The sequence below is a fragment of the Pseudomonas faucium genome (assembly GCF_021602585.1).
Classification (GTDB): domain Bacteria; phylum Pseudomonadota; class Gammaproteobacteria; order Pseudomonadales; family Pseudomonadaceae; genus Aquipseudomonas; species Aquipseudomonas faucium.
This window is the reverse complement of sequence record NZ_BQIP01000026.1, coordinates 1-15,525: the sequence shown is the minus strand read 5'-3', so window position 1 is coordinate 15,525 and position 15,525 is coordinate 1. Positions and strand designations below refer to the sequence as shown.

The 15,525-nt window shown below is 62.7% G+C and carries 14 protein-coding genes; 12 read left to right on the top strand and 2 right to left on the bottom strand.

Translation table 11 applies throughout. The features are described from left to right. The first annotated feature begins 47 nt into the window (after positions 1 to 47). From L6D75_RS23250 to L6D75_RS23240, 3 genes are read left to right on the top strand one after another with little or no spacing between them, the layout of a single operon-like run. A complete protein-coding gene (locus L6D75_RS23250) occupies positions 48 to 1,031 on the top strand; it encodes a FecCD family ABC transporter permease (protein WP_176517435.1) in 984 nt (327 codons plus the stop codon). Next, entirely contained in the window at positions 1,031 to 1,798 is a 768-nt protein-coding gene (locus L6D75_RS23245; protein ID WP_176517405.1) for a heme ABC transporter ATP-binding protein, read from the top strand. Before L6D75_RS23250 ends, L6D75_RS23245 begins: the two co-directional genes overlap by 1 nt. 12 nt (positions 1,799 to 1,810) lie before the next feature. Continuing rightward, positions 1,811 to 2,698: a ChaN family lipoprotein gene (locus L6D75_RS23240; protein ID WP_176517404.1), complete on the top strand. Its 888-nt coding sequence runs from the start codon at positions 1,811 to 1,813 to the stop codon at positions 2,696 to 2,698. A gap of 182 nt (positions 2,699 to 2,880) precedes the next feature. Here the strand turns inward: L6D75_RS23240 and L6D75_RS23235 are convergent, their stop codons facing one another. Next, positions 2,881 to 3,159 (bottom strand): TfoX/Sxy family protein, encoded by a 279-nt coding sequence (locus L6D75_RS23235; RefSeq protein WP_176517403.1) that lies wholly within the window; start codon positions 3,157 to 3,159, stop codon positions 2,881 to 2,883. A gap of 235 nt (positions 3,160 to 3,394) precedes the next feature. Beyond that, complete coding sequence (locus L6D75_RS23230; RefSeq protein ID WP_176517402.1) at positions 3,395 to 4,957, bottom strand: bifunctional aminoglycoside phosphotransferase/ATP-binding protein; 1,563 nt, start codon at positions 4,955 to 4,957, stop codon at positions 3,395 to 3,397. A 117-nt stretch (positions 4,958 to 5,074) separates the two neighbouring features. Between L6D75_RS23230 and mrcB the strand changes: the two genes are divergently transcribed. The 9 genes from mrcB to msrQ all read left to right on the top strand — a co-directional run bounded on the left by mrcB (position 5,075) and on the right by msrQ (position 14,943). Continuing rightward, positions 5,075 to 7,396: a penicillin-binding protein 1B gene (mrcB, locus tag L6D75_RS23225; RefSeq protein WP_176517401.1), complete on the top strand. Its 2,322-nt coding sequence runs from the start codon at positions 5,075 to 5,077 to the stop codon at positions 7,394 to 7,396. 15 nt (positions 7,397 to 7,411) lie between these two features. Beyond that, the gene (locus tag L6D75_RS23220) at positions 7,412 to 8,215 is read left to right on the top strand and encodes a tetratricopeptide repeat protein (RefSeq protein ID WP_176517400.1); all 804 of its coding nucleotides are present in this window, start codon (positions 7,412 to 7,414) and stop codon (positions 8,213 to 8,215) included. Continuing rightward, positions 8,215 to 8,547, top strand: coding sequence for a YqcC family protein (locus tag L6D75_RS23215; RefSeq protein ID WP_176517399.1), 333 nt, complete (start codon positions 8,215 to 8,217; stop codon positions 8,545 to 8,547). Before L6D75_RS23220 ends, L6D75_RS23215 begins: the two co-directional genes overlap by 1 nt. Before the next feature lie 408 nt (positions 8,548 to 8,955). Continuing rightward, a complete protein-coding gene (locus L6D75_RS23210; RefSeq protein ID WP_176517398.1) occupies positions 8,956 to 10,680 on the top strand; it encodes an acetolactate synthase 3 large subunit in 1,725 nt (574 codons plus the stop codon). Between the two features lies 1 nt (position 10,681). Further along, positions 10,682 to 11,173: an acetolactate synthase small subunit gene (gene ilvN, locus L6D75_RS23205; RefSeq protein WP_003250040.1), complete on the top strand. Its 492-nt coding sequence runs from the start codon at positions 10,682 to 10,684 to the stop codon at positions 11,171 to 11,173. A 55-nt stretch (positions 11,174 to 11,228) separates the two neighbouring features. Further along, entirely contained in the window at positions 11,229 to 12,245 is a 1,017-nt protein-coding gene (ilvC, locus tag L6D75_RS23200) for a ketol-acid reductoisomerase (RefSeq protein ID WP_003250043.1), read from the top strand. Positions 12,246 to 12,395: 150 nt separating this feature from the next. Further along, positions 12,396 to 13,238: a CDP-diacylglycerol--serine O-phosphatidyltransferase gene (pssA, locus tag L6D75_RS23195; RefSeq protein ID WP_176517397.1), complete on the top strand. Its 843-nt coding sequence runs from the start codon at positions 12,396 to 12,398 to the stop codon at positions 13,236 to 13,238. Positions 13,239 to 13,315: 77 nt separating this feature from the next. After that, positions 13,316 to 14,329, top strand: coding sequence for a protein-methionine-sulfoxide reductase catalytic subunit MsrP (gene msrP / locus L6D75_RS23190; RefSeq protein ID WP_176517396.1), 1,014 nt, complete (start codon positions 13,316 to 13,318; stop codon positions 14,327 to 14,329). Further along, positions 14,329 to 14,943 (top strand): protein-methionine-sulfoxide reductase heme-binding subunit MsrQ, encoded by a 615-nt coding sequence (gene msrQ, locus L6D75_RS23185; RefSeq protein ID WP_176517395.1) that lies wholly within the window; start codon positions 14,329 to 14,331, stop codon positions 14,941 to 14,943. The genes msrP and msrQ overlap by 1 nt, the downstream gene beginning before the upstream one ends. Positions 14,944 to 15,525 lie beyond the last annotated feature (582 nt).

Below are 15,525 nucleotides of genomic sequence, written 5' to 3'. Positions count from 1 at the left end.
AACGAGTCCAACCCCGTACCCTGATCATCTGCCTGAGCCTGCTGTGCCTGTTGGCGGTCTGGCTTTCCCTGGCCCTGGGCCCGGTCAGCCTGCCGTTGTTCGATACCCTGCGCGCGGGCCTGCGGCTGCTGGGCCTGCCCATCGCCGGCGATGGCCTGCAGCAGGCGGAAATGATCCTCGGCCAGATCCGCCTGCCACGCACCCTGTTGGGGCTGGCGGTTGGCGCGGTGCTGGCGCTGTCCGGGGTGGCCATGCAGGGGCTGTTTCGCAACCCGCTGGCCGACCCCGGGCTGGTGGGCGTCGCCGCGGGCGCTGCGATGGGCGCTGCAGTGGCGATCGTCGGCGGTAGCTGGTTCGGCGGCATGCCCGAGGTCTTGGCACCTTATCTGTTATCGGTGTGCGCCTTTGTCGGCGGGCTTGGCGTGACTGCGCTGGTCTATCGCCTGGGGCGACGCGACGGGCAGACCAACGTCGCCACCATGTTGCTGGCCGGTGTGGCGATGACCGCACTGGGCGGCGCGGCGGTGGGCCTGTTTTCCTATCTGGCCGACGATGCCACCTTGCGCACCCTGACCTTCTGGAACCTGGGCAGCCTCAACGGCGCCAGCTATGACCGGCTGTGGCCGCTGCTGATCGTTGCTGCGGGTGTGGCGCTGTGGTTGCCGCGCCGTGCGCGGGCACTCAATGCGTTGCTGCTGGGCGAATCGGAGGCGCGGCACCTGGGCATCGAGGTGGAGCGGCTCAAGCGTGAACTGGTGTTCTGCACCGCATTGGGCGTGGGCGCGGCCGTGGCGGCAGCGGGGCTGATCGGCTTCATCGGCCTGGTGGTGCCGCACCTGGTGCGTTTGCTGGCAGGGCCCGACCATCGCGTGGTGTTGCCGGCATCGTTGTTGGCTGGCGGCGTGCTGATGCTCTTCGCCGACCTGGTGGCGCGCTTGGCGCTGGCGCCTGCCGAATTGCCGATCGGCATCGTCACTGCATTTATCGGTGCGCCGTTCTTCCTGGTTTTGCTGATTCGAGGGCGCAGCTGATGTTGCAAGTCGAGGGCCTGCACCTGCGGCGCGGGAGCAATGAGGTGCTGCACGACCTGAACCTGCAATTGCACCCGGGGCAGGTGGTGGGCGTGCTCGGCCCCAATGGCGCGGGCAAGAGCAGCCTGCTGGGTGTGCTGTGTGGCGAACTTGCGCCTGGCCGGGGGCAGGTGACCTTGCACGGCCGGCCATTGGCCGACTGGGCAGGGCCGGAGCGGGCCAGGCGCCTGGCGGTGTTGCCGCAGGTGTCCAGCCTGGGCTTTTCGTTCAAGGTCGAGGAAGTGGTGGGCATGGGCCGCATGCCCCATGACAGCGGCCAGCTGCGTGATGCCGAGATTGTCGAAGCGGCCCTGCGTGCGGCGGATGCCTGGCACCTGCTGGGCCGCAGCTACCTGGCCCTGTCGGGCGGCGAGCGGCAGCGGGTACACCTGGCACGTGTGCTGGCCCAGTTGTGGCCGGGCGAGGCGGGCACCACCTTGCTGCTCGACGAGCCCACCTCGATGCTCGACCCGCTGCACCAGCACACCACGCTGCAGGCCGTGCGCAGCTTTGCCGACCGCGGCGCGGCCGTGTTGGTGATCCTGCATGACCTGAACCTGGCGGCGCGCTACTGTGATCGTATCCTGCTGCTCGAAGCTGGCCGCTGCCATGCGCTGGCTACGCCGGAGCAGGTGCTGACGCCTGTCGCGCTCAAGTCGGTATTCGGCATCGAGGTGCTGGTACAACCCCATCCGGAACGGGGCCACCCGCTCATCATCACCCGCTAGGAGGCTTTGCTCATGCGCCATCCATGGCTGTCTGGCTCGTTGCTGTGCCTGTTGCTGTCGCTGGCGGGGTGCCAGGCCAGCCTGCCGCCCCTGCCGGCCTGGCAGGGCAGCGAAGGGCGGGACAACCTGGCGCTGGGGCAGATTCAAGACCTGGCCAGCGGCCAGGTGATCAGCCCGGAACAGTTGGTCGAGCGGTTGGCTGGCGCACCGCGGGTGCTGGTGGGCGAGAAGCACGACAACCCCGACCACCACGCCTTGCAGCTGTGGTTGCTGCGCGCACTAGAGGCCCAACGAACGCAGGGCAGCCTGTTGCTGGAGATGTTGCAGCCCGAGCAGCAGGCGCAGCTGGATGCCGTGCAGGGCCAAGCGAAGCTGCCGGATGACCTGCCCAAGGCACTGGGCTGGCAGGACGGCTGGGACTGGCAGCTTTATGGGCCGATCGTCCGCGAGGCCCTGCAGGATCGTATCGCGCTGCTGCCGGCCAACCTGTCAGCCAGCGAAATGCGTGCAGCCTATCGCCAGCCGACACCCTTGCCAGGGGTGAAGTCCAATGCGCCTGCGGTACAGGCGGCTTTGCTCGAGCAAGTGCGGGCGGGGCACTGTGGGTTGCTGCCGGAAAGCCAGCTGCCGGCCATGCTGGCGGTCCAGCAGCAGCGTGATCGGCGCATCGCCGAGCGCTTGCTGGCCGCGCCACAGCCTGCGCTGTTGCTCACTGGGGCCTATCACGCACGCAAGGACCTTGGCGTGCCGTTGCACCTGGAGGATTTGGGGGCCAAGGGCGACAGCAAGGTACTGATGCTGGCCGAGGTGGGCGAACCGGTGCAGGCGGGGATGGCGGACTATGCCTGGTACACGCCAGGCACGCCGGCGCAGGATTACTGCGCGCAGCTGCGCAAATAAGGTTTTCGCCAATCGCAGGCAAAAAAAGACCCGGCAAATTGCCGGGTCAATAACCGTGATTAGCCTGATGAGGAGATAATCTGAGAGTCCGAACCAGGGGCTTTCAGTTTATCCAACCAGTCTCGCGACCAGTTGTGATAATCATAACGATTCTCATTTCGTCGTCAATCCCTTTTCGCGGTTTATTTCAGATTTTTTTGCGCGGTGCCTTTGGCATCCAGTTGTTGGATGAGCGCTTGCTTGCGCTCGGCCGGCAGATCATTCCAGTGCATGTCCAGCAAGGCGCCTTCAATGGCGTACAGCAGCACTTTCGACGCCCGGAATCCTCGCGTTTTCACGGCCTGGTACGCACCGACCGCGCCTAGGCGACGCAAGTCCGATGCACTGTGGATACCAGCCGCGTGCAACCACTGCGCGGAGGTCTTGCCAAGATTCTTAAGATGCTGCAATTCATCGTTCATCGAGCCTCCTTGCGATGGCTGAACGGGTCTTGTGGGATAAATCGCGAGCAGGTCAGGAAGGAGTGTAGCGGGGGTTGGGAAATGCGCGGCCTTTTGCCATCGGTGGCGACGATTGGGGATTCAACGGTGGTTGACGACCCCATCGCCGGCAAGCCGACTCCCACAAAGCCACCACTGCCCATAGGCCCGTGAGGTCAGTGTGGGAGCCGGCTTGCCGGCGATAGGCTCGACGCGGTTAAAGGCCGGGCAGGCGCTGGCGAATCTGGTCGATCACCTGGTCCATGCTGGCGCTTTCTTGCGTATCGACACGCGTCGCGTGCGGCAGTTCTTTGGCCGCCAGCGGCTCGCGGCTGGCCTGCTGGGCCTTGACCACTTCCAGGGTGGCGTCCGACGGGTCGGTCATTTCTGCCTGGCGCTGTTGCAGCCAGCTGGCGATCACGGCCTCCGGGGCATGGCAGTCGAGGATCAGGAACGGCACGCCGGTGGCGCTGGCAACTTCTGCCGCGGCCTGGCGCTGGGCGTGCTTCAGGTAGGTGGCGTCGAGCACCACCGGGAACCCGGCACGCAAGATGATGCCGGCCAGTTCATGCAGGCGCTGGTAGGTCGCGGCGCTGGCGTCCTGGTCGTAGATGCCGGCGTCCTGCTGCCCGGAAAGCGTCGGCTGCTGCTCGCCGAACAGGCGCTTGCGCTCCACGTCCGAACGCACGCGCACGGCGCCCAGGGCCTCGACCAGGCGCATGGCCACGTGGCTCTTGCCCACGGCCGAGACGCCATGGGTGATGGCCAGCAGGCGCGAGGGGATGGCGCTGTAGCTTTCGGCCAGGTTGGCATAGTTGCGGTAGGTGCGCAGGGTGGTGGCGCGCTGCACGCCATCGGCCTCGGCGGGCATGCTGAACAGAGCCACCTTGGCCCGCACCAGGGCGCGGTAGGCCTTGTAGAAGTTCAGCACTTCCAGGCCCTCGTAGTCGCCGGTCAGCTCCAGGTACTGGCTGATGAAGCGCCGTGCCAGGCACTTGAGGCCGCGGTCTTCCAGGTCCATGGCGAGGAAGCCGGTGTCGGCCCAGACATCGGTCATGCGAAACGGCTCGTTGAACTCGATGCAGTCGAAGATCACTACCTTGCCATCGATCAGGGTGGCGTTGCCCAGGTGGATGTCGCCATGGCACTCGCGGGTGAAGCCATTGGCCTTGCGCGCGGCGAACAGGCCCTGGAGGCGATCGAAGCTGCTGCGGGCCCAGGCCTGCAGGTTGTCCAACTGCTGCAGGTCGGCCTTGTCGCTGAGGAAGGGGCGGATCTGCTCGAAGTTCTGCTCGACCGGCGCCATCACGCTTTCCGGCGAGCCGTAGGGCTGCTCGGCGGCCACCTTGGGGGTCTGCAGGTGGAATTCGGCGATCTGCCGGGCCAGCTGGTCGATGTGGCTGGCGTTCAGTTCACCATTGGCCTGCAGGGTGCTGAGCATCTGGCTCTGGGGGAACTGGCGCATCTTCAGGGCGTACTCGATTGCCTCGCCCTCACCGCCGAGATGCGGAGCTTCGGCGCTGCCGGTGATCGGTAGCACATCGAGGTACAGGCCCTCGGTCAGGCGCTGGTTCAGGCGCAACTCTTCGTTACAGAAATGCTCGCGCTGGCTCAGCGCGGTGAAGTCGAGGAAGCCGAAGTTCATCGGCTTCTTGATCTTGTAGGCGTACTCGCCCGTCAGCAGGACCCAGGAGATGTGCGTCTCGATGAGCTGGAACCCGTCCACGGGGTGGGGGTAGAGGGCAGGGTTCTGCAATGCAGTGATCAAGGCTTGGCTCACGGGAAATCCTTCCGGGGGCAGGGAATTCGAAGGCGCCATTATGGTCAATGGTGCCGCCCCTGCATACCGCCAGAGGGCGCCTGCCCAGCCTTTGCAAAGTGCGTATAATCCGCCGCCATGACTCGAACCCGAAATCCCCGTACCCCTCAGAAACGCCCGACCGGCCGCTCGCGCGCCTGGCTGGGCTGGGCCTTGAAGCTCAGCCTGGTCGGCCTGGTGATCGTTGCCGGCTTCGCGGTCTACCTCGATGCCGTCGTGCAGGAGAAGTTCTCCGGCAAGCGCTGGACCATCCCGGCCAAGGTGTATGCCCGGCCGCTGGAGCTGTTCGTCGGCCAGAAACTGAGCAAGAACGACTTCCTCACCGAGCTCGATGCCTTGGGCTATCGGCGCGAGAGCGCGGCCAACGGGCCGGGCGCTGCGGCGGTCAACGGCAACAACGTCGACCTCAATACCCGTGGCTTCCAGTTCTACGAGGGCATGGAGCCGGCGCAGTTCGTCCGCGTGCGTTTTTCCGGCGACTACGTGGCGGGGCTCTCGGGGGCCAATGGCGGCAAGCTCGATGTGGTTCGCCTGGAGCCGCTGATGATCGGCGGTATCTACCCGAAAAACCTCGAGGACCGCATCCTCATCAAGATCGACCAGGTGCCGCCGTACCTGCTCGAAACCCTGGTGGCCACGGAAGACCGCGACTTCTACAGCCACTTTGGCGTGTCGCCCAAGTCCATCGCCCGGGCGGTCTGGGTCAACACCTCGGCCGGCTCCATGCGCCAGGGCGGCAGTACCCTGACCCAGCAGCTGGTGAAGAACTTCTACCTGACCAGCGAACGCAGCCTCAGCCGCAAGCTGACCGAAGCGATGATGGCCGTGCTGCTGGAAATGCACTACGACAAGCGCGAAATCCTCGAGGCCTACCTCAACGAAGTGTTCGTCGGCCAGGATGGCCAGCGCGCGGTGCACGGCTTCGGCCTGGCCAGCCAGTTCTTCTTCAGCCAGCCGCTGTCGGAGCTCAAGCTGCACCAGATCGCGTTGCTGGTGGGCATGGTCAAGGGGCCTTCCTACTACAACCCGCGGCGTTACCCGGAGCGTGCGCTGGCACGGCGCAACCTGGTCCTCGACCTGGTGGCCGAGCAGGGCGTGGCCAGCCAGGAAGTCGTTGACGCGGCGAAGAAGATGCCGCTTGGCGTGACCAAGCGCGGCAGCCTGGCCGACAGCTCGTTCCCGGCCTTCCTCGACCTGGTCAAGCGCCAGCTGCGTCAGGACTACCGAGATGAAGACTTGACCGAAGAAGGCCTGCGCATCTTCACCAGTTTCGACCCGATCCTGCAGATGAAGGCCGAGAGCTCGATGAATGAGACCTTCAAGCGCCTGGCCGGGCGCAAGGGCTCTGACCAGGTCGAGTCGGCGATGGTGGTGACCAACCCGGAAACCGGTGAAGTGCAGGCGCTGATCGGTAGCCGCCAGTCTGGCTTTGCCGGCTTCAACCGCGCCATCGATGCCGTGCGGCCGATCGGCTCGCTGGTCAAGCCGGCGGTGTACCTGACCGCGCTGGAGCAACCAAGCAAGTACACCCTGACCAGCTGGGTGCAGGACGAGGCGTTCTCGGTCAAAGGCGCCGACGGCCAGGTGTGGCGCCCGCAGAACTACGACCGCCGCCCGCACGGCACCATTTATCTGTACCAAGGGCTGGCCAATTCCTACAACCTGTCGACTGCCAAGCTCGGCCTTGAGGTGGGCGTGCCCAATGTCATCAAGACCATCGGCCGGCTCGGCGTGAAGGTGGACTGGCCGGCGTACCCGGCGATGCTGCTGGGTGCCGGCGGCATGTCGCCGATGCAGGTGGCGACCATGTACCAGACCATCGCCAACGGTGGTTTCAATACGCCGATGCGGGGTATCCGCAGCGTGCTGACCGCCGAAGGCGAGCCGCTCAAGCGCTACCCGTTCCAGATCCAGCAGACCTTCGACCCGGGTTCGATCTACCTGGTGCAGAACGCCATGCAGCGGGTGATGCGCGAAGGTACCGGCCGTTCGGTGTACAACGTGCTGCCCAGCTCGTTGACCCTGGCGGGCAAGACCGGTACCAGCAACGACTCGCGTGACAGCTGGTTCTCCGGCTTCAGCCAGGACCTGCTGGCGGTGGTGTGGATGGGCCGCGACGACAACGGCAAGACGCCGTTCACCGGCGCCACCGGTGCGCTGCAGGTCTGGACCAGCTTCATGAAGAAGGCCGACCCGCTGCCGCTGGACATGCCGCAACCGGACAACGTGGTGCAGGCCTGGATCGACCCGTACAGCGGCCGGGGTTCCGACGGAAGCTGTCCGGGAGCGGTGCAGATGCCGTATATTCGCGGCAGCGAACCGCCTGCCGGGGCAACCTGTGGCGGCGAGCAGAATCCAGCGGAATCGGTCATGGACTGGGTCAAAGGCTGGATGAATTAAGCACTGGCTGCATTGATGAGGTGTGACGTGAATAAGTGGCTGTTTCCTGCCTTGACGGCGCTGGCTGTGCTCCAGGGTTGCTCCAGTGTGCAGCGCGGTAATATCCCGGTGGTCGATTCGAGTACCCGGGTGTCCAACAGTGAACGGGTCACGGCCAACCGCTCGGCGGCGGGCATGGCCAATGGCACGGCGCAGGCGCAATCGCTGCCGGAAGACTCCGGGGTGACCGTGATGATCCCGCAGGGCGCTGGCGCCACGGGCATCCAGACCTTCCCGGCGGGCAACGGCGCTGCACCGATCAGCGCCGCGCCGATCACCCCGGGGCCGATTACCAGCGGGCCGGTCGGCAGCGCGCCGATGACCACCAACCCCAACCCGATCGCCGACGAGCCGTTCGACATCGCCTCGATGAACAGCACGCCTGCGGCCACCAGCGCCCCGACCGGCATTCCGCGCAGCAACGCGGCTTCCGGCGGCCTGTCGGCTGACGAGCAACTCGATGGCCCGGTGCTGGCGCTGCTGACCACCGCCCAGTCGCAACAGGGCAGCGGCGATTTCAACGGTGCCGCGTCGAGCCTGGAGCGTGCCCAGCGCATTGCCCCACGCGAGCCGCAAGTGCTGTACCGCCTGGCCCAGGTGCGCCTGTCGCAGGGTGACGCGGCCCAGGCCGAGCAGCTGGCACGCCGCGCGCTGACCTACGCCAATGGCCGCCCCGACCTGCAGGCCGAGTTGTGGAACACCATCGCCCAGGCCCGCGAGAAGCAGGGTGACAGCGCTGGCGCCGCGCTGGCCCGGCAGAAGGCAAGGGTCAATTCCTGATGATCGAGCAACGTATCCTGGATATCGTCGACCACCTGCTGCTGATCGAGCGTGAGCTGCAGGTGCAAGGTTGGTGGGACGAGGAGCCGCCAAGCGACGAGGCCCTGGCCAGCACCGTGCCATTCGCGGTCGACACCTTGAGCCTGGAGCAGTGGCTGCAGTGGATCTTCCTGCCGCGCATGAAGATCATCATCGAGCTGGGCCAGCCGCTTCCCAATGCTTCCGGAATCCTGGTGATGGCCGAGACGGTGTTTGCCGACCGTCCGGAGCAGAGCCGCGAGCTACGTCGCCTGCTAGCAGAGTTTGATCAATTGATCGCTCCTTCCGCCTGATTTCTTCTCTTTTTCCGTCAGGGGCCGCAGATTGTGGCCCTTTTTTATGGAAATCTTATTTTTTCTGCTGCTGAGTTGGTTTTTAGTGGTGGCAGGAATTCATCTTGGGGAAAAATTGGCAATAATTTTTCTTGACTTGTAGGCGGCAAATCACAAGAATCCAGATTCCGCTGTAGAGGGACTGCCAGAAGCAGACCCGCTAAGCAGATCATGAGGCGCACACCCGCGCCGACCTGTTACACCCCGCAACGCGTTACCTCGCGCTGGGTGGGAAAACCCCGCAACACTCTGGGGCGCTCCCAATACTTGCTCAGTCAGTGCTGACGTTCGCTCGTGCTCTGCTTGGCAGTAAACCTATTAAGACCCGTCCACTAGGGACGGTATTCTGGCGTTTTAGAGGTGAACAACGTGGAGCTTTTATCTGGCGCTGAGATGGTCGTCCGCTTCTTGCGTGACGAAGGCGTTAAGCACATCTACGGGTACCCTGGTGGTGCTCTCCTGCATGTTTACGATGCCCTGTTCAAGGAACCGGAAGTCGAGCACATCCTGGTTCGTCACGAGCAGGCCGCCACCCATATGGCCGACGGCTATGCCCGTGCCACCGGCAAGGCCGGCGTGGTACTGGTGACCTCCGGCCCAGGCGCGACCAATGCCATCACCGGCATCGCCACCGCCTACATGGACTCGATCCCGATGGTCATCCTCTCCGGCCAGGTGCCTAGCACCATGGTGGGTACCGATGCCTTCCAGGAAACCGACATGATCGGCATCTCGCGGCCGATCGTGAAGCACAGCTTCATGATCAAACATGCCACCGAGATCCCCGAAGTTCTGAAAAAAGCCTTCTACCTGGCGCAATCCGGTCGCCCAGGTCCGGTCGTGGTCGACATTCCAAAAGATATGACCAACCCGGCCGAAAAATTCGAATACGTCTATCCGAAGAAGGTCAAGCTGCGCTCCTACAGCCCAGCGGTCCGTGGCCACTCCGGGCAGATCCGCAAGGCTGCCGAGATGCTCCTGGCCGCCAAGCGCCCGATCGTCTACTCCGGCGGTGGCGTGATCCTCGGTGGTGGCTCCGAAGCCCTGACCGAGATCGCCAAGTCGCTGAACCTGCCGGTCACCAACACCTTGATGGGCCTGGGCGGCTATCCGGGTACCGATCGCCAGTTCCTCGGCATGCTGGGCATGCACGGCAGCTACACCGCCAACATGGCCATGCACCATGCCGACGTGATCTTCGCCGTCGGTGCGCGCTTCGATGACCGTGTGGTCAACGGCCCGGCCAAGTTCTGCCCGAACGCCAAGATCATCCACATCGACATCGACCCTGCGTCGATCTCGAAGATGATCAAGGCCGATGTGCCGATCGTCGGCCCGGTCGACAGCGTGCTCAGCGAAATGCTCGGCATCCTCAAGGAAATCGGCGAGCAGCCTGACAAGGCGGCCATCGATGCCTGGTGGAAGCAGATCGACGAGTGGCGCGGCACGGGCGACCTGTTCCCCTACGACAAGGGCGACGGCAACATCATCAAGCCTCAGGCGGTGATCGAGACCCTCTGCGAAGTGACCAAAGGCGATGCCTTCGTCACCTCCGACGTGGGCCAGCACCAGATGTTCGCGGCGCAGTACTACCGTTTCAACAAGCCGAACCGCTGGATCAACTCCGGTGGCCTGGGCACCATGGGCTTCGGTTTCCCGGCGGCCATGGGCGTCAAGCTCAACTTCCCGGATCAGGACGTGGCCTGCGTCACTGGCGAAGGCAGCATCCAGATGAACATCCAGGAGCTGTCCACCTGCATGCAGTACGGCCTGCCGGTGAAGATCGTCAACCTGAACAACGGTGTGTTGGGGATGGTCCGCCAGTGGCAGGACATGGCCTACAACGGCCGTCACTCGCATTCCTATGTCGAGTCGCTGCCTGACTTCATCAAGCTGGCCGAGGCCTATGGCCATGTGGGCATCCGCATTACCAGCCTGAAGGACCTCAAGCCCAAGCTCGAAGAAGCGTTTGCGATGAAAGACCGCCTGGTGTTCATCGACATCGCGGTCGACCGTACCGAGCACGTCTATCCGATGCAGATCAAGGATGGCTCGATGCGTGACATGTGGCTGAGCAAGACGGAGCGTACCTGATATGCGGCACATCATTTCCCTGCTGCTGGAAAACGAACCCGGTGCTCTGTCCCGCGTGGTCGGCCTGTTCTCCCAGCGCAACTACAACATTGAAAGCCTGACCGTGGCGCCGACCGAAGACCCGACCCTGTCGCGTCTGACGTTGACCACCGTTGGCCATGACGAAGTGATCGAACAGATCACCAAGAACCTGAACAAGCTGGTCGAAGTGGTCAAGCTTGTCGACCTCTCGGAAAGCGCTCACATCGAGCGTGAACTGATGCTGGTCAAGGTCAAGGCCACCGGTGCACAGCGTGCCGAGATCAAGCGCACCACGGATATCTTCCGTGGCCAGATCGTCGACGTGACCGCCAGCGTGTACACCGTACAACTGAGCGGTACCAGCGACAAACTGGACAGCTTCATCCAGGCCATCGGCACCGCATCGATTCTCGAAACCGTGCGCAGTGGCGTCACCGGCATTGCCCGTGGCGACAAAGTGCTCAGCATCTAAATTCAAAAATTAGCGATGGCTCCGCAGGGGCCGAGATATAACCAGGGGTATTTTCATGAAAGTTTTCTACGATAAAGACTGCGACCTTTCCATCATCCAGGGTAAGAAAGTCGCCATCATCGGTTACGGTTCCCAGGGCCATGCCCAGGCGTGCAACCTGAAAGACTCCGGTGTAGACGTTACCGTCGGTCTGCGTAAAGGTTCGGCCACCGTTGCCAAGGCAGAAGCCCACGGCCTGAAAGTTGCCGACGTTGCCACCGCTGTCGCTGCGGCCGACCTGGTGATGATCCTGACCCCGGACGAGTTCCAGGGCGCGCTGTACAAGAACGAGATCGAGCCGAACATCAAGAAGGGCGCTACCCTGGCCTTCTCCCACGGCTTCTCGATCCACTACAACCAGGTCGTTCCACGTGCCGACCTGGACGTGATCATGATCGCCCCGAAAGCCCCGGGCCACACCGTTCGCTCCGAGTTCGTCAAAGGCGGCGGCATCCCTGACCTGATCGCTATCTACCAGGACGCCTCGGGCAACGCCAAGAACGTTGCACTGTCCTACGCTTCGGGCGTTGGCGGCGGCCGTACCGGCATCATCGAAACCACCTTCAAGGACGAGACCGAAACCGACCTGTTCGGTGAGCAGGCCGTTCTCTGCGGCGGTACCGTCGAGCTGGTAAAAGCCGGTTTCGAAACCCTGGTCGAAGCTGGCTACGCGCCGGAAATGGCCTACTTCGAGTGCCTGCACGAGCTGAAGCTGATCGTTGACCTCATGTACGAAGGCGGCATCGCCAACATGAACTACTCGATCTCCAACAACGCCGAATACGGTGAGTACGTCACCGGCCCGGAAGTCATCAACGAAGAATCCCGCAAGGCCATGCGCAATGCTCTGAAGCGCATCCAGGACGGCGAATACGCGAAGATGTTCATCTCCGAAGGCGCTACCAACTACCCATCGATGACCGCCAAGCGCCGCAACAACGCCGCTCACGGCATCGAGATCATCGGCGAGCAACTGCGTTCGATGATGCCGTGGATCTCGGCCAACAAAATCGTCGACAAGACCAAGAACTAAGTCTTATCGAAAGATGAAAAACGCGGCTTCGGCCGCGTTTTTTCGTTCTGGCAGTCAGCTTCTGGTATAAAGCAGACCAGTGGCCTGCTGTCAGAACCTGTTTTGCAGGCCCGTGTCGAACATTTTCCATCCTGTTGCAAGGTACCCTCCATGAGCGAACGTCCCGAAGAGCCGAACAAGCCCTCCGACGCCGAAAGCCTGCTACCTGTCGATGAGCACGTTGAAGAAGGGCATGACGCAGAAGGCCGCAAGGTGCGCCACCGCGGCATCTATCTGCTGCCCAACCTGTTCACCACCGCCAACCTGTTTGCCGGTTTCTATTCCATCATCAGTTCCATGAGCGCGCAGAGCGCTGGCGACCCACGCGAGGCGAGCAAGTATTTCGCCTTTGCCGCCATCGCCATTTTCGTCGCCATGGTGCTCGACGGCCTCGATGGCCGTGTGGCCCGCATGACCAATACCCAGAGCGCCTTCGGTGCCGAGTACGACTCGCTGTCGGACATGGTCGCCTTCGGTGTGGCGCCGGCCTTGCTGGCGTTCGGCTGGGCCCTGGGCGACATGGGCAAGGTCGGCTGGATGGTCGCCTTCATCTATGTGGCCGGTGCCGCGCTGCGCCTGGCGCGCTTCAACACCCAGGTCGGCACTGCCGACAAGCGCTACTTCATCGGCCTGGCCAGCCCGGCAGCCGCCGGGGTGGTGGCCGGTACCGTGTGGGCGTTCAGTGACTATGGCATCCAGGGCTCCAAGCTGTCGTTCCTGGTGGCACTGCTGGTGGCTGCAGCGGGCATGCTGATGGTCAGCAACATCAAGTACAACAGCTTCAAGGAGCTGGACCTCAAGGGGCGCGTGCCGTTCGTGGCGATCCTGGCGGTGGTGCTGGTGTTTGCCGTGGTGTTCAGCGACCCGCCCCGTATCCTGCTGCTGGTGTTCCTCGCCTACGCAGCTTCGGGGCCGATCCAGTACCTGCTGCGCGGGCGTCGTCGCAAAGCCTGAAAAAAGTGTTAATGCTGGAATAACCCTCCGGCTCCATAGTCTTACTGGTATCCCCCATCCAGTGCTGTGGAGCCGTCATGCTCATCAAGCTACCCAGGTCGTCCGACTGCAAGTCATCGGAGATCACCCCCGAAGGCCTCTATCTTTCTCGTCGCACGCTGTTGGGTGGCTCCCTGGCGGGGCTTGCCCTGGGTGCCATGCCGCTGGCGGCGCGAGCGGCGCAGGCTTCGCGCTATGCGGATGTGGAGGCGGGCGCCGCCCCGGCCTGGTTCAACGACAAGCTCGCGGCCGCGCAGTGGCAGGCGGTGACGGTCAATGGCGAGGCGATCACACCCTTCAAGGATGCCACCCACTACAACAACTTCTACGAGTTCGGGCCCGACAAGGGGGACCCGGCTGCCAACGGTGGCAGCCTGAAGACCGAGCCGTGGTCGGTGGTGGTTGATGGGGAGGTAGGCAAGCCGGGGCGTTATGCCCTGGAGGATTTCGTCAAACCTTATCAGCTCGAAGAGCGCATCTACCGGCTGCGCTGTGTGGAAGCCTGGTCGATGGTCATCCCCTGGCTGGGCTTTCCGTTGGCGCAGGTGCTCAAGCAGGTGGAGCCCACTTCGAAGGCGCGATACGTGCGCTTCGAAACATTGAAGGACCCACAGCACATGCCGGGGCAGCGATCGGGGTTCGCCTTGATCGACTGGCCATATAGAGAGGGGCTGCGACTGGATGAGGCCATGCACCCTTTGGCGATTCTTGCGGTCGGCATGTATGGGCGCGAGCTTGCCAACCAGAACGGTGCGCCGTTGCGTTTGGTGGTGCCCTGGAAATACGGCTTCAAGAGCATCAAGTCGATCGTGCGCATCAGCCTGGTGGCAGAACAGCCGCAAACGACCTGGGAAGGCCTGGCGCCGGACGAATATGGCTTCTATGCCAACGTGAACCCGGAAGTCGATCACCCGCGCTGGAGCCAGGCGCGCGAACGGCGGCTGCCCAGCGGCCTGTTCAGCCCCAATGTACGCCAGACCCAGATGTTCAATGGTTACGCCGATGAGGTGGCGTCGCTGTATGCCGGGCTCGACCTGCGGAAGAACTACTGATGCGCTATCCCTGGCTGCGACTTGCCATCTTCATGATGGGGTGCCTGTTCCCGGCGTGGTGGTTGTACGAGGCGGCGATGAGCTTGCTGGGGCCGGACCCTGGAAAGATCATGATGGATCGCCTGGGCTTGGGCGCGTTGACCTTCTTGCTGGTGACGCTGAGCATGACGCCTCTGCAGAAGCTAACGGGGTGGTCAGGCTGGATCGTGGTGCGGCGCCAGCTCGGGTTATGGTGCTTTGCCTATATCGTGCTGCATATCCTCTGCTACCTGTTCTTTATCCTGGGATTGGACTGGGGGCAGCTGGGCGTGGAGTTGCGCAAGCGGCCTTACATAATAGTGGGCTCATTGGGTTTCCTCGGTTTGTTGGCGTTGGCAGTCACGTCCAACCGTTACAGCCAGCGCCGGCTGGGCGCGCGTTGGAAGAAGCTGCACAAGCTGGTGTATGTGATTCTCGGGTTGGGTCTGCTGCACTTCTTGTGGATCGTTCGCTCGGATCTGCGGGAGTGGGCGATCTATGCAGGGATTGGTGGGTTGTTGATGGTGTTGCGCATACCCGCTGTGGCGCGGCGGGTGCCTAGGGTAGTACAGCGCGGGGGGAGGGCGGTACCGTAGGCTGGATGCAGCGTTCACCGGGAATGTTTCAAATAAATGAAATTAAGCCTTGACCCATCTTCGAATCCCCTTATAATGCGCCCCACTTCCAGCGTAGTCGGAACGAGAAACTCCTTGGATTTCAAAGAGTTACTTAATCCAGGTAGTGCCGGAAGTGCTTCGATCGTCTGATCGATAGCGGTTGAAAAGGTGGTTGACAGCGCTTCTAAACGCTGTATGATTCGCCTCCCGCTACGAGAGATCGCAGCGAGCCAAGTGTTTGAAGCTAAACGAGTTTCTCGCGAAAAACTTCAAAATAAACGCTTGACAGGCTCTGAGGAAAGCGTAGAATGCGCGCCTCGGTTGAGACGAAAAGCTCTTAACCAAACGCTCTTTAACAAATTGAATCAAGCAATTCGTGTGGGTGCTTGTGAGTACGGACTGATAGTCAAAAAGATTATCAGCATCACAAGTGACCATGCGAGAAATCACATAGTCATTTGAGATTGCTGAGCCAAGTTTAGGGTTTCTTAAAAACCCAAGCAGTATTGAACTGAAGAGTTTGATCATGGCTCAGATTGAACGCTGGCGGCAGGCCTAACA

Coding starts and splice junctions, on each gene's coding strand:
- msrP (WP_176517396.1), top strand. CDS start 13,316: ATGCTCATCAAGCTACCCAGGTCGTCCGACTGCAAGTCATCGGAGATC.
- ilvN (WP_003250040.1), top strand. CDS start 10,682: ATGCGGCACATCATTTCCCTGCTGCTGGAAAACGAACCCGGTGCTCTG.
- L6D75_RS23220 (WP_176517400.1), top strand. CDS start 7,412: ATGAGGTGTGACGTGAATAAGTGGCTGTTTCCTGCCTTGACGGCGCTG.
- L6D75_RS23215 (WP_176517399.1), top strand. CDS start 8,215: ATGATCGAGCAACGTATCCTGGATATCGTCGACCACCTGCTGCTGATC.
- L6D75_RS23240 (WP_176517404.1), top strand. CDS start 1,811: ATGCGCCATCCATGGCTGTCTGGCTCGTTGCTGTGCCTGTTGCTGTCG.
- msrQ (WP_176517395.1), top strand. CDS start 14,329: ATGCGCTATCCCTGGCTGCGACTTGCCATCTTCATGATGGGGTGCCTG.
- L6D75_RS23245 (WP_176517405.1), top strand. CDS start 1,031: ATGTTGCAAGTCGAGGGCCTGCACCTGCGGCGCGGGAGCAATGAGGTG.
- L6D75_RS23235 (WP_176517403.1), bottom strand. CDS start 3,159: ATGAACGATGAATTGCAGCATCTTAAGAATCTTGGCAAGACCTCCGCG.
- mrcB (WP_176517401.1), top strand. CDS start 5,075: ATGACTCGAACCCGAAATCCCCGTACCCCTCAGAAACGCCCGACCGGC.
- ilvC (WP_003250043.1), top strand. CDS start 11,229: ATGAAAGTTTTCTACGATAAAGACTGCGACCTTTCCATCATCCAGGGT.
- pssA (WP_176517397.1), top strand. CDS start 12,396: ATGAGCGAACGTCCCGAAGAGCCGAACAAGCCCTCCGACGCCGAAAGC.